Origin of the sequence: Cardinium endosymbiont of Nabis limbatus (assembly GCF_965196625.1) — a bacterium.
GTDB lineage: Bacteria > Bacteroidota > Bacteroidia > Cytophagales > Amoebophilaceae > Cardinium.
Window position 1 is genome coordinate 70388 of sequence record NZ_OZ239769.1, and the last position, 14216, is coordinate 84603.

A 14216-nucleotide genomic window follows, 5' to 3' on the forward strand; every position below is an offset into this window, starting at 1 on the left:
GAAAAAATCAACTATTTATTATAGCACTATTTTGTGCATAAGCATGCTTATGACATTAATCGGATGCAGTTACCATGGAGCAAATAAGATAGGGAATCAAAAAGGCTGTTCATGTAAAAGTGAGAATGAGCATCAAAAACAACAAAATAATTCATTATCTAGTTTAAACTTACATAAGTTTACTACTACTCCTGCTATTTTCGGGACTATAGATAAGTATAAAGTTCATATAAAAAACTGTCTTAAACATATCGAGAAAAATAGATCTATTTTTAATAATGTTAATCAGGCTGTTTCATGTTATATTCAGTCCTTAGAAAGTAACCGAGAGGAATCCAATAGTAACGCACTGCATAACCTAGCTATGATTGATGATTCTAGTGTATCAGCAAATCATAAGGATCCAAACTTCACTTGTTTGCGTAGTTTAATAGGCATGGAGCAATCTCTATCTACTGAAATAAAAAAAATTGAGGAAAATCTATCTATAGAAAATTCTCCTGATATGATTGAATTATTTTCAAAAATAATACAACAAGAAGATACCAATAGCAAACTGACAAACATATTACCCAGCATACTGCTTAACTGCTGTAATAATAAATCAAATAAAGTATATATGAAGGAGACAAATCCATTGTCATTGTATGGTAAAGATAATGACAATCTATTGCTAAATGAGATCGACACCTTTATTTTATATCGTTTTTTTAATTATTTTAATATCCTAATAAGGTATGCATTTAATAAATGTATTCTCCAAGGAGGAATTAATACAAACGAAGCGCAGAAACAACATGACCAGGTACTCAGATTAATGAAAAGCACTTATAGTGCTAAATCTATAAACAACTATAGAACGCAAGTAGTCAGTCTATTCAAAACAGCAGCGAATGATACGCCTAAAAAGGGTACGGAACCTACTGATAACGACATCAGTACTATTAAGAAGCTAAGCAAAGACTCCTTCAAATACATAGATGATACAATAGAGAAGGCTATTCCTCCAATTCAATATGTCAATGCTTCTTCTCGATGGCTAAAAGATGAAATAACTCAAATTATTAACATGTTCCATAATATTGTTTCTATTTATATTATATTTGAGGTATTATTAGATTTTTCTACCATTGCAGCACTCAATAGAATTGACCTTAAAGCTTGGAGGGAAATGTATAATCTGCAACCTGTGGATATAACCCCATTACCTGCTTTTACAAAGGTAACGCTACAACAATATAAAATTGATCTCATTAAGTTTATGTTACTTAACGATAGTCATACTAAAAATATAATTGATGAGTGTACTGAGAGATATATTAACGTTATTAGATATATAGTTGGACAAACTACACTATCCACATTACGCCGCGCATCGCATTGAAAAATACATCAAAATGGTATTTTATTTGACAGTAAATAAAATATACTCCTTAAGTTAACGCCATTGGATGAACGGCTACATTTAATTATTTTCTACTGATTTATAATGTTTTACAAAAATGATGATTTGTACAAAAAATGGTATATTTTCTTATTTTTAGTTATAGTGTAAAAATCTTTGCATTGAAAATCATTCATCTGAAAATTAATTATAAATTAAGCAATTTTCATACTATACTCATAATCAACATTAAGTTTTGTACAGAATGTAGGTTAAAAACTTATTTTTCAATTCTAGGGCCATATATAAAAAAAGTGTCATGCAATGATTAACACACTGCACGACACAAAAAAATAAAAGATGGCAACTACCTACTCTCCCGCGTTTTACCGAAGTACCATCGGCGCTGCTGGGCTTAACTGCTCTGTTCGGAATGGGAAGAGGTGCACACCAGCGCTTTCGTCACCTTTATTTTTAATCTTTTAATGGTCGGTTTTTACACCCACTATACAAACTACCTTAAGGTATTAATTGACTACTGTAAAAGCAAAATCAAGAAAAAAACAAGAAACATTCGGGTAATTAGTATTGCTCAGCTTTGCCATTTCTGACTTTACACCTGCAACCTATCAAGGTCATCATCTTTAACCACCCTTATTGAAGTCTCATCTTGAGGCGAGTTTCGTGCTTAGATGCTTTCAGCACTTATCTCTTATAAACGTAGCTACTCAGCAGTGCAACTGAGGTCACAACTGATACACCAGAGGTTTACCCAACCCGGTCCTCTCGTACTAAGGTCAGCCCCTCTCAAACTTCTAACGCCCGCAATAGATAGAAACCGAACTGTCTCACGACGTTCTGAACCCAGCTCGCGTGCCACTTTAATGGGCGAACAGCCCAACCCTTGGAACGTGCTTCAGCTCCAGGTTGTGACGAGCCGACATCGAGGTGCCAAACCTCCCCGTCGATATGAGCTCTTGGGGGAGATCAGCCTGTTATCCCCAGAGTACCTTTTATCCTTTTAGCGATGGCCCTTCCATTCGGAACCACCGGATCACTATATCCGTCTTTCGACCCTGCTCGACTTGTTTGTCTCACAGTCAAGCACCCTTATGCTATTGCACTCTACGTACGATTACCATCCGTACTGAGGGTACCTTTGAAAGCCTCCGTTACTTTTTAGGAGGCGACCGTCCCAGTCAAACTACCCACCAAACACTGTCTCCTTGTTCAAAAGGATTAGATAACACATACATAAAGGGTGGTATTTCAACGGCGACTACTTGCGTAGTCTCCCACCTATCCTACACATTATCTACATATTATCAATGTTAAGCTATAGTAAAGGTTCATGGGGTCTTTTCGTCCCATTGCGGGTAGACGGTATCTTCACCGCCACTCCAATTTCACCGAGCTCGTGGCTGAGACAGCGCCCAGATCGTTACACCATTCGTGCAGGTCGGAACTTACCCGACAAGGAATTTCGCTACCTTAGGACCGTCAAGGTTACGGCCGCCGTTTACTGGGGCTTCTATTCAGCGCTTCAATCTTACGACTTAACACCTCCTATTAACCTTCCAGCACCGGGCAGGTATCAGACCTTATACTTCATCTTTCGATTTTGCAAAGTCCTGTGTTTTTGGCAAACAGTCGCCTGGGCCTTTTCACTGCGGCCTACTGACCCTCCTAAAAGGAAGACCAGTGAGGCACCCTTTCTCCCGAAGTTACAGGGCTATTTTGCCGAGTTCCTTGGCCACGAATCACTCGAACACCTTAGGATATTCTCCTCAACTACCTGTGTTGGTTTGCGGTACGGTTAGCTAGTACCTAACAATTAGAGGCTTTTCTTGGAAGTATGATTAGGGTCATTATCTACGCCCCCGAGGGATTGTAGTACTATCACCTTCGACAAGTATGGTGGATTTGCCTGCCATACCTATATCTACGGGCTTTAACCTTCTAAATTCGTCAGAAGGCAGACCTTTCACTCCTTCGTCCCCCCTTCTCTATTACTAGCTAGTATCGGAATATTAACCGATCTTCCATCGCTTACGCCATTCGGCTTCAGCTTAGGGCCCGACTAACCCATGGATGACAACCATCGCCATGGAAACCTTAGTCTTACGGTGTAATGGTTTCTCACCATTATTTTGGTTACTCATGCCTACATTTTCTTTTCTAATCAATCCACTAAGCATCACTACTTAGCTTCAGCTTTATTAGAATGCTCTCCTACCCCTTACTACTTAAGTAGCAAGGCCATAGCTTCGGTAATATACTTAATGCCCGTTCATCATCGACGCTTTGTCGCTCGATCAGTGAGCTGTTACGCACTCTTCAAATGAATGGCTGCTTCCAAGCCAACATCCTGACTGTCTAAGCAACTAAACCTTCTTAGTTCAACTTAGTATATATTTGGGGACCTTAGCTGATGGTCTGGGTTCTTTCCCTCTCGGATTAGGACCTTAACGCCCTAACCCTCACTCCTAAGCAAAACTGATAGTATTCGGAGTTCGTCTGGACACGGTAGGTTACCCCCCTAGTCCTATCGGTAGCTCTACCCCTATCAGTATACACCTAAGGCTGTTCCTAAAAACATTTCGGAGAGTACGAGCTATCTGCCGGTTTGATTAGCCTTTCACTCCTACCCACAGCTCATCCAAGGACGTTACAATATCCACTGGTTCGGTCCTCCACGTTGTTTTACCAACGCTTCAACCTGGCCATGGGTAGATCACCGGCTTTCGCGTCTAACTCCTCTGACTAAAGCGCCCTATTCAGACTCGCTTTCGCTTCGGCTTTTCCTTTCAAAAGGATTTACCTTGCCAGAAAAGATTAACTCATAGGCTCATTATACAAAAGGCACGCCGTCATTTTATTATAAAACTCCGACTGCTTGTAAGCGTATGGTTTCAGGAACTATTTCACTCCCTTATTCAGGGTACTTTTCACCTTTCCCTCACGGTATTTGTTCACTATCGGTCTCTTAGGAGTATTTAGCCTTACCGGATGGTGCCGGCAGATTCAGTCAGCCTTTCACCGGGACTGACCTACTCAGGATACTAACTAAACAAATATTAATTACCTTGACAGGGCTTTCACCTTCTATGGCTTACTTTTCCAAAATAATTTAAGTTCTTAATATTTATTTTAACAGCTAGTCCTACAACCCCATAACAGCCGAAACTGATATGGTTTGGGCTAATCCACGTTCGCTCACCACTACTTATGGAATCACTATTTGTTTTCTCTTCCTCTGGGTACTTAGATGTTTCAGTTCTCCAGGTTTGCTTCTCTTAATTAAAGAGATACCCTACATAGGCAGGGTGGGTTGCCCCATTCAGAAATTTGCGGATCAAATCGTACAACCAATCCCCGCAACTTATCGCAGTTTATCACGTCTTTCATCGCCTCTAAGAGCCAAGGCATCCTCCATACGCCCTTTATTATTTCTTACTCGCTCTTGAAATGGAAATATGCTGAATTCCTAAAAAGGAATCCGCCTACCCTATTTTGCTTTTACAATAAGTCAAAGAACATCTTTACGAAAATATAACGCAATTTAACTGAGGCTTTTACACCTTAACTTTGATGCTATCAAAGCTTTTTCATCTCTTTTGCACCGAATCATAATACAAAGGTATGACTTTTTTTTTTAACCGCAAATATTTTTTCAAATAAATGATCGATTTATTTGCCCTGCTGATTTTTTAACTTTTCTCAATCTACACGCAATAGCGTCAACTGAAGGAAAATCTATTCTAGCACAGAGATGCAAATGGATCGATCGTTCGTATACCCCTCCGCCTATGGCCGCCGATAAAAAACAAGTTTTTTATCGGCGGCCATTAGAGCTTTAAATCAACGCAATGAGAACAACCGTCATTAAAATTATATTTTATTTGATAATCAATAAAATATACTACTTAAGTCGACGCCATTTAGTGAGCGCGTAAATATGGTAAACGGAAAAAAAACACCTTATATGTGTATAACATTTAACAAACTCAAAGTTTAGCCTTAAATTTACTTTAGCCTTAAAGTTTACATTTAATAGATTTTGCCTATTAATTTAAAATCTCATATTTAACATGAAAAAGTCACTAGTAGCATTCACCTTTATTGGTTTATTTACCCATAATATCTTGGCCAAACAATCTAGTCTTGCATCTGACATACAGGAATGTTGTGTTACACATCTAAATAGTGGCTCTATATATTGCTATATGGCCACACCAAATAAAGTGCTAGCACAAGGCGCACCTGGTTGTACTAAATGTAAAAATAAACACTTAATGGTAGCTCAATACCAGGTACAAACCTCTGAGATTACAAGAACAATGACCGTAGCCTCCATTATGCTTTTACAGGAGCAAAAAGAAATTAAGTTTACATGACTCTATCTTGCCATATATACCAGCTGATTACTAGCCCAATAGCCAACCTCCCTCCTGGGCTAGTCAAGGCCACGATAGATCATCTATTAGCTAACACAAGTTGTATTGCTTCTTATAGGCATGAGAATAGGTATTGCTTTGATTTGGATAAATCAATCGATGAGGAAACTTTTAAAAAAAAGGTTTTGCACCATGCAGCAGAACAGCCTATTTTTTATGGTGAAGTAGGCGGCATGTATAGCCGTTCTGAAACCAATTATTTTATCCTTGGTATGATCGAGGCATTCGATTTATTAAATAGTTCTAGGCTTGTAGATAAAATCATAGGAGTAGGACAATAAACCACACCCATGGAACCATATTTAACATTATTACAACATATTTTAACAGAGGGGGGTGACAAAAGGGATAGAACCGGAACAGGCACCAAAAGTATTTTTGGCTACCAAATGCGGTTTAACTTAGCCGACGGTTTTCCATTGCTGACTACTAAAAAAGTCCACCTGCGTTCTATTATTCATGAACTACTCTGGTTTTTAAGTGGGGATACCAATGTAGCTTATCTACAGCAACAGGGTGTTACCATATGGTATGAATGGGCCACTAAAGAGGGGGAACTAGGACCTGTTTATGGCCACCAATGGAGAAGCTGGCCTACCGCAACAGGGAAAAAAATTGATCAAATAAGCGCCATAGTCCAGGAAATAAAAGAGAACCCTGACTCCCGTAGGCTATTGGTAAGTGCATGGAATGTGGGTGAAATCCCTAAAATGGCTTTGCCGCCTTGTCATGCTTTTTTTCAATTTTACATCGCAAATGGAAAACTCTCTTGTCAACTTTACCAACGTAGCGCGGATGTTTTCTTGGGCGTTCCTTTTAACATTGCCTCTTACGCATTATTGACCATGATGGTAGCGCAAGTCTGCGCGCTAAAACCTGGTACACTTATTCATACCTTGGGTGATGCCCATCTATACCATAATCACCTAGAACAAGCAAATTTGCAACTGAAACGTACCCCTTATGCATTGCCTACTATGCAACTCCGAGAAACCGTAACCGATTTGTTTGATTTTGTTTATGAAGATTTTACACTACTGGGTTATATGCACCATCCCGCTATTAAAGCAGCTATTGCTGTATAGATATACGATTAATAAAAATATATAATACCGTATAAGGTACAATTATATTAATGCGTTCTGAGTTGGAGGCTGGTAAAGCATAGTTTATTTTATGACTGAACCAGGTGAGTGCACATGGGGTCTATACCCTATAAAAATTTGCACAATTAAATTAAATGAAAATATTATGATGTTGATAATAAGGAAGGTTAGGTGGCTGTTATATACAGGTGTTATTATGCTATTAGTTGCCAACCCAAAGGCATGTGAAAAACCGGCTTATGAAAAACCGGCTTGTCACTTACCACAAGACTTTGTATATGTAAAAGATATTAATCCCAGTATTATTGAGTCACTGAGATATTACTCGAAAGAGAACTTTATTGGCATACAAATAGATGGCTATAAGGCCAATAGGGTTATTTTAACCAAACAAGCAGCTGAAGCATTGTCGAATGTGCAACAAGAATTATTAAAGCAAGGTTATTCGCTTGTAGTTTATGATGCGTATCGTCCTCAAAGAGCAGTAGATATGTTTATAACATGGAGCCAGGACCTAAATGATCAAGTAGAAAAATCTAAATATTACCCTAGAGTTGATAAATCTGAGGTATTTCAACTGGGATATGTTACTAAAAAATCAGGGCATACCCGTGGAAGTACTGTTGACCTAACAATAATAAAACTCAATAGTGTACCCCACGAAGTTCAAATAGAAAAACGATATTTAACTGATGGTTCACAGATATTGTTCCTAAATGATGGCACAATAGATATGGGGTCAAGCTTTGATCTGTTCGATGAAGCCTCACACCATGATACTGCTCTAGTAAAGCCAGAATTTTTAAAAATGAGAGATTATCTTAGAGAGATAATGAAAAAAAATGGATTTTATGAGTATAAAAAAGAATGGTGGCATTATACTTTAAAAGATGAGCCTTTTCCAAATACTTACTTTGACTTTGATGTAGAGTAAAAAAATAGCACCAGTTCAAAGATTGTGGCATAAGTAACAATCATTTTATTTGTTTTTACCTGGTATTCACTTAGATCAGTAATAAAAAAGAAACTTATATATCATACTTTTTGATCAAGCAAAATAGCATGCAATGATCAATAGCCTTCTAAGATATGTCTTTAAAACGATTTGCTTGTTGAACGGATAAAAGTCTTCTGCTATAGCATCAAATCTAAGTGTATATTGTCTGACTATCTTTCATTGACAGCATTATTGAATTTGTTTAAACAGGTCATCATCTAGCTTTTTATATGTTTGGACTTTAGGCTTTGGTTGTAGCAATAAATAATGTGCAGCCAGCATCACTAAGCCATTAGTGAGTATAGAAACAAAGGTACCACTGGTTGCGCCCACTATAAGGCTCATCCATTTGTCCCAAGCTAATAGGGTGAGTAAAGCTGAAGCCATACCCAGCAAAGCAGTACGAGAAATACTACGAAACCCTAAAACAGCTTATGCAAAGGACTACTCCCAAACGGATAAATTTATTGCATACCACATGGATATCTTACAAAAGATAATGATCATTATTCAATAATATTAAAAAAATCCAAAAATTCTAGGGATTGAGTGTATTGCTTCAGTAGTTGCCGCAGTGGGCACCATAGAGGCAGGTAGTTTGAACTATTTGGTGCAACTGGCTGAATTATGCATCAGAAAACATCCACGTCGCATCATATACATTAGCCCTATGGTAACGTATGCGATTACATTTTTAGGTGGTACCAACCACATCGCTTACTCCATTCTTCCTGTTATTGCAGAAGTGTCTAAAGAAGTGGGCATTCGTCCGGAACCTCCCTTTAGCCCTTTCTGTTATTGCAGCTTTGCACGGTGCGCTTGCCAGTCCTATTTCCTCTATAATGGTTATTTTAAGCGGATTTGGAATAGAAATGATCACCATTTTTAAAATTACAATTTCCGCAACGACTGCGATGGGTATATATTCTTTAAATAATCTAATATACTTTATATTTCCGTTCTCAAATTCTACACTTGAAAAGGTAAATAATAAAAAGAAAGCAGACAGTATAAGAATAATACGCATAATTGTCTATGTTAATTAAGTTAAAGAGGCATAAGATAAAAAATAATATAATTGATGCCTTAGCATATGCCTATGCAAACCATTTCTTCAAAATGGTCCCAAATCTATGCAAGTACAACAAGATAGTCCTATCATCTACTATACCTACATCACAACCCGAATGGGTAAAATATTATTAACCGCTAGCAATGGTAAATTAATTGGGCTTCATATCAAAGGACAAAAGCATTTTCCCGTTATACAACACTATTGGCAACACAACGAGCATAGAGCGGTCTTTAGTGATACTAAACTACAGCTAGCAGCATACTTTTCTTCAAAAAGACCTTATTTTAGTATTGATTACGCATTACATGGGACAGATTTCCAGAAAAATATATGGAAAAGCTTAGTAAGGATTCCCTATGGAGAGGTATGGAGCTACAAAGCATTGGCAGCTTTAACGCCTTATCCCAATGCGGTTAGAGCAGTCGCTTCAGCTATTGGTAAAAATCCTTTATCTATTGTGCTTCCTTGCCATAGAGTAATTAGAAGTGATGGGTCATTAGGGGGATATGCTGGGGGGATTGCTATAAAAAAAGAGCTGCTGAGATTAGAGGGCATGCGATAAGGTATGCCCAGTTTCTAATAAAACCATCTATCTTGCATAGATTACGCTTATACATCCCTACATAAAAGGAAGAGAATATGGCATTTAAAAAACGTCTAAGAAGCTGTAAGCAAATGCAGCTTCTTAGTATCTGCTTAGCACTAGGATATCAAATAGGTTTTTATAACCATTAAGCCCCCCTACCATTCGGCTATCTTGCTTTGGATAATTATTTTAGTATCTTAATTGTATAGAGATGGCAGATAAAGTTTACGTTATAACCCTTGGCACAACATAGAGATGAAAATTGGTTTGCTTTCAGACACCCATGGATGGTTGGACCCTAAAATTTTTGATCATTTTGAAAAATGTGACGAGGTATGGCATGCAGGAGACATTGGCGACCCAGAATTACTGACTGCATTCGATCGTTTTAAACATTTTAGAGCAGTATCTGGCAATATTGATGACCACACAACAAGAGAAAAATACCCTGTTTTTCATGCATTCGAATGTGAACAATTGCATATATGGCTGACACATATAACCGGTTATCCGCCTTTATATACGCCAGAAATAGGCATCAAGTTGAGCCAAAAACAGCCTGATATTTTGGTTGGTGGCCACTCACATATTTTACGGGTGATGCATGACATAAAACGTCCGCCGCTGCTCTACCTTAACCCTGGTGCTGCTGGACGCCATGGTGCCCATCACATGCGTACGCTATTGCGTTTTGAGATCAACGAGAAAAAGATTCACAATATAGAGGTTATAGAACTGGGGCCCAGGGCAACCTTAGCAGCAAGCCTCTAATAAGCTAATGGATTATGCAATTTATTGATACCCACGCACATATATATGACCTTACGGCTCCATTGCCACTGGTTTTAGAAAGGGCAACACAAAACCATATTACAAAAATCTATATGCCCAATATAGATGAAGAGACGATCGAAAGCATGATGGATATAGCCGCATTATATCCGTACTGCCTGCCTATGATGGGCATCCATCCTTGCCACGTAAAAAAAGATTTTACGAAACAGCTCTACCAAGTAGAGGAATGGCTTGGTAAAGGCACTTTTATAGCAGTGGGTGAAATTGGCATAGACCTATACCATGATACTGCTTTGCTTGCGGAACAACAAGAAGCATTTAGCATTCAACTGGCTTTAGCCAAGCGCTATCAGCTTCCTGTTTCCATTCACTGCAGAAATGCGTTTAAAGAGGTATTGGCATTATTGGAACAAGCGCAAGATGGTGACCTAAGAGGAGTAATCCACTGCTTTACAGGCAGTTTGCAAGAAGCAGAACAATGTATAGCCCTAGGTTTTGCGCTAGGGATTGGTGGTATCATTACGATACTGAAAAGTGGATTAGCAGCAACCATAGCCGCTATAGACCTTAAACATTTGGTCTTAGAGACGGACAGCCCTTACCTAACCCCAGCACCCTTTCGCGGCAAACCCAATGAGCCAAGCTATTTACGCTACACAGCAGAAACACTAGCAACGATCAAAGCAGTACCCTTAACAGAAGTAGCAGCGATCACTACGCAAAATGCTGAAAAGATCTTTGAACGCATCTAATAAGTTGCTTTTCCGCTCGCTGAATCCTTAGACTATAGGCACATTAATCCATTTATGATTTGCTTCATCCCAAGTAAACAATCTTGGTTGCGCAATATGGACCGCATACTCGACATAGGCCTTTGATGGCCTAGGGCCTAAGTGTAATGCAGTACCAAATGCATAAAAAGGAGATAAATCAGTATATTCTATAGTAAAGTATTTTTTAGCGATTAATGATGGAATCACTTCTACCAGTTCTTTCAGGTTAGACACTAATTTTGCATTAAAAGATAGCACTTTAAGCCTAAAATCATGCTTAGCCCTATCGGGGGAAACATGACTAAAAATATGGTTGGCATCTGCATAAAAAAAAGTCAAGCTTTTATCAGGTATACCACTTATTTGAGCAACATAATCATCCATTTCAAAAAAGATTGCCCCTCCAAAATGGACCATTTTAGTGATTTTATGGAGGTTAAGATCATAAAGGCCCACTTTGATATCATGCCACTGACCCATTCTAAAAATGGTTAATACCACCTCATCTTTAGTAGCCTTATTCATAGCCATATCAAAATCAACCAAATTAGGGCCTATTTGCTGGCCATTAATGGCCCAAACTACATCTCCAGGCAAGAGCAAACCAGCTGCAGGGCTACCCGCTAAGAGATGATCTACTGCAATAATAGAGGTGGCGCCACTGGGAAATCGCTTGATATATGCTTGTTGGACAGATGGCTCCAACCCATCATACCGAACTAAATCTTTAATAGGTATAGCTTTAGTAATAACGCCAACTTGTCTCCTAACAGGAGATTTACCTTTCCGAATAGCGGACAAAGCATACCGAATATATTCAGGATGGATCGCAAAGCCAAATGTTTGATTAACAGCATAATTCAGCGCTATGGCCTGCCCCTGCCTATTAAAAATAGGCGAACCACTTGACCCACCTTTGGTATTTAAACTCAGCTTAATCGATTGCTGAGGCATAGCGCCTCCAATCTCATACAAATCTGCTACGACCCCTGTATGCAAAGAAAAGCTATACCCTTCATTATTCCCAACGATAAAAATAGGCTGATCCATAACGGGATTACAAGGACTAAAGATGGTTTCAGTCACCTCTTGTGGAATAGATGTAGGTGCAACTTGTAAAAATCCATAATCCAACCATGGATCATAATAGACCAAATGGGCATCTTGTTGGATGCCATTAAAAAAGGTCACTTGGTAGCTACCCACTACCGCAGCGCCTATTACATGCTGGTTGGTTAAGATATATCCATTTTTTTTATCTACCACACAACCCGTTCCATTCCACTTGCTGCCTTTACCATAAGCTGCAAAAGAAGCATTGACTGAAATGGTGACTACTGATTTTTTAGCCTGCTCAATGCATTTTTCAGAAAACGCCTCCTTAGCGAAAAGCATAGGCGCATGGCATAAAAAGGCAAAAAGCATCACCCAACATTTAGGTTTTAAAAAATTCATTTTCATAAGCATTTTTAATTTTAAAGAGCTCTTAAGCTCATCTAAACCAATCTATAGACTTCTTTCGAAACGCGATGGCTAATGGCCATTTTTTGGTTGCAGCTGGTCTATGCCGGTTAAAACAATGTCTTGACCTTTCCATTCGAGATGGATGGGATCCCACGCCCAAACCTTGGGTGGTGCTAAGTTAGCGTCATATTCTACATCGACCTTATAACGATTGTAGGAAAATGAATAGAAAACCCCATGTTCCATTGGCAAGTGATTGATGTACGCAACTGTAAAGTATTTTTCATGCACCAATTGGGGAATCAGTGCAATCAATGCATCCAATGTTTGAACAGGCTTACCATTAATCGCCAAACATTCCATACCTAAAAGGCTAAAACGCTCCCGTGGCCAAGCAGGTACTTTGAAAATAGTATTCGATTCTGCAATACAGGCAACCAATGTTTTAGGTGCAAGACCGGTCAGTGTACTAAAGAAATCATCTGTTTCAAAAAAAGTAGCACCACCAAATTGAACCATTTTAGTTATGCGATGGCTGTTTAAGTCGTAAGGAGCTATCGCAACATCATGAAAAGCGCCTTGTCTAAAAATGGTTAAGCACAGTTGGTCCTTCGATTTATCAAGCGCTCTATCAAAATCTACTAGATTAGGGCCAACGAACTGACCATCAAGTGCCCAAATTAAATCCCCAGGTAAAAGCTTACCGGCTGCTGGTGTGCCTTTTAGTATACTATCTACTTGCAAAACTTTATTTTTTGCATCTTTAAATTTTGTGATGTATGCTTTTTGCGAGACCGGGTCAAGGTGGTCGTAACGAACGGCATCATCTAGTGAATAGGTAGTTAGTAAAGCACCAATATGCTTTCTAACGGGGTGTTTTTTCTGCTTTAAGAAAGGCAACACATGCGCTATATAGCTTAGCGGTAAGCCGACATCCATGGTAGCTGACCCAGCACAATTTAAGGCAATACCTTCTCCAGCAGCATTGAAAATCAAAGAACCAGTTGCGCCACTTTTGCTAGGCATACCCACACGAATAAAGTGCTGCGGCATGGTCCATGGCATACTATAATTCAGATCATCTATGCTGCCCGTATAGAGTACAGCAGGCTTGTCTTTTGCTTTAGCAACCGTAAAAACAGACTGACCCAACAATGGGTTTTTACTACTGAACTTTACCGCCTGAATTTCTTTAGGAAGCAGGGATGGATCGACCTGTAGCAGGGCAAAATCTGCCCAAGTATCGTAATAGAGCAATTTGGCTGGAGCCTCTACCCCATTAAAAAAGCCAACGGTATAATCTGCAACCATACAAGGTCCAATATTCATACCAGAAGTTAAAATATAGCCTAGTTGCTTATCTATTACAACGCCATTGCCATACCACTCTCCAGGCGGACTATAAGCAGAAACGGCTGCACGGCTCTCAATACAGACAACAGACTGCTTGGCATTTTTAATGACATTAGGTTTAAATGCTGTAGCCTTACCATAAGAAGTGGAATAAGCGCACACGGCTAAAAAGCCCCCTAAAATAGCAGATAAAAGATTTTTATAACGCATATTAATAATATAATTA

Annotated in this window: 12 protein-coding genes and 2 rRNA genes; 9 read left to right on the forward strand and 5 right to left on the reverse strand. The window is 38.9% G+C overall.

The genetic code is table 11. The annotated features are described in order from the left end of the window. Positions 1-49 precede the first annotated feature (49 nt). Entirely contained in the window at positions 50-1384 is a 1335-nt protein-coding gene (locus ACOALF_RS00325; protein WP_419241481.1) for a hypothetical protein, read from the forward strand. Positions 1385-1742: 358 nt separating this feature from the next. Here the strand turns inward: ACOALF_RS00325 and rrf are convergent. Both rrf and ACOALF_RS00335 read right to left on the reverse strand, forming a co-directional pair. Continuing rightward, positions 1743-1854, reverse strand: a 5S ribosomal RNA gene (gene rrf / locus ACOALF_RS00330). 92 nt (positions 1855-1946) lie between these two features. Further along, positions 1947-4840, reverse strand: a 23S ribosomal RNA gene (locus tag ACOALF_RS00335). Between the two features lie 635 nt (positions 4841-5475). Between ACOALF_RS00335 and ACOALF_RS00340 the strand changes: the two genes are divergently transcribed. The 4 genes from ACOALF_RS00340 to ACOALF_RS00355 all read left to right on the forward strand — a co-directional run bounded on the left by ACOALF_RS00340 (position 5476) and on the right by ACOALF_RS00355 (position 7881). After that, the gene (locus ACOALF_RS00340) at positions 5476-5781 is read left to right on the forward strand and encodes a hypothetical protein (protein WP_419241482.1); all 306 of its coding nucleotides are present in this window, start codon (positions 5476-5478) and stop codon (positions 5779-5781) included. Then, positions 5778-6122: a hypothetical protein gene (locus ACOALF_RS00345; RefSeq protein WP_419241483.1), complete on the forward strand. Its 345-nt coding sequence runs from the start codon at positions 5778-5780 to the stop codon at positions 6120-6122. The genes ACOALF_RS00340 and ACOALF_RS00345 overlap by 4 nt, the downstream gene beginning before the upstream one ends. A 9-nt stretch (positions 6123-6131) precedes the next feature. Further along, on the forward strand, positions 6132-6926 hold the full coding sequence (locus ACOALF_RS00350; protein WP_419241484.1) for a thymidylate synthase: 795 nt from the start codon (positions 6132-6134) through the stop codon (positions 6924-6926). Positions 6927-7017: 91 nt separating this feature from the next. After that, entirely contained in the window at positions 7018-7881 is an 864-nt protein-coding gene (locus tag ACOALF_RS00355; protein ID WP_419241485.1) for a M15 family metallopeptidase, read from the forward strand. A gap of 252 nt (positions 7882-8133) precedes the next feature. Here ACOALF_RS00355 and ACOALF_RS00360 read toward each other — a convergent pair whose 3' ends face one another. After that, complete coding sequence (locus ACOALF_RS00360; RefSeq protein WP_419241486.1) at positions 8134-8331, reverse strand: hypothetical protein; 198 nt, start codon at positions 8329-8331, stop codon at positions 8134-8136. Positions 8332-8518: 187 nt separating this feature from the next. On the opposite strand from ACOALF_RS00360, the gene ACOALF_RS00365 reads away from it, so the two are divergent. The 4 genes from ACOALF_RS00365 to ACOALF_RS00380 all read left to right on the forward strand — a co-directional run bounded on the left by ACOALF_RS00365 (position 8519) and on the right by ACOALF_RS00380 (position 11152). Further along, the gene (locus ACOALF_RS00365) at positions 8519-8833 is read left to right on the forward strand and encodes an anaerobic C4-dicarboxylate transporter family protein (protein WP_419241487.1); all 315 of its coding nucleotides are present in this window, start codon (positions 8519-8521) and stop codon (positions 8831-8833) included. Positions 8834-9077: 244 nt separating this feature from the next. Then, the gene (locus tag ACOALF_RS00370) at positions 9078-9581 is read left to right on the forward strand and encodes a methylated-DNA--[protein]-cysteine S-methyltransferase (protein ID WP_419241488.1); all 504 of its coding nucleotides are present in this window, start codon (positions 9078-9080) and stop codon (positions 9579-9581) included. A gap of 279 nt (positions 9582-9860) precedes the next feature. Continuing rightward, positions 9861-10376 (forward strand): metallophosphoesterase family protein, encoded by a 516-nt coding sequence (locus tag ACOALF_RS00375; RefSeq protein ID WP_419241489.1) that lies wholly within the window; start codon positions 9861-9863, stop codon positions 10374-10376. 14 nt (positions 10377-10390) lie between these two features. After that, entirely contained in the window at positions 10391-11152 is a 762-nt protein-coding gene (locus tag ACOALF_RS00380; RefSeq protein ID WP_419241490.1) for a TatD family hydrolase, read from the forward strand. 27 nt (positions 11153-11179) lie between these two features. Here ACOALF_RS00380 and ACOALF_RS00385 read toward each other — a convergent pair whose 3' ends face one another. Together ACOALF_RS00385 and ACOALF_RS00390 are read right to left on the reverse strand one after the other, a co-directional pair. Beyond that, positions 11180-12634, reverse strand: a complete 1455-nt coding sequence (locus tag ACOALF_RS00385; RefSeq protein ID WP_419241491.1) for a S1C family serine protease — start codon at positions 12632-12634, stop codon at positions 11180-11182. Positions 12635-12706: 72 nt separating this feature from the next. After that, positions 12707-14200 (reverse strand): S1C family serine protease, encoded by a 1494-nt coding sequence (locus ACOALF_RS00390; RefSeq protein WP_419241492.1) that lies wholly within the window; start codon positions 14198-14200, stop codon positions 12707-12709. Positions 14201-14216 lie beyond the last annotated feature (16 nt).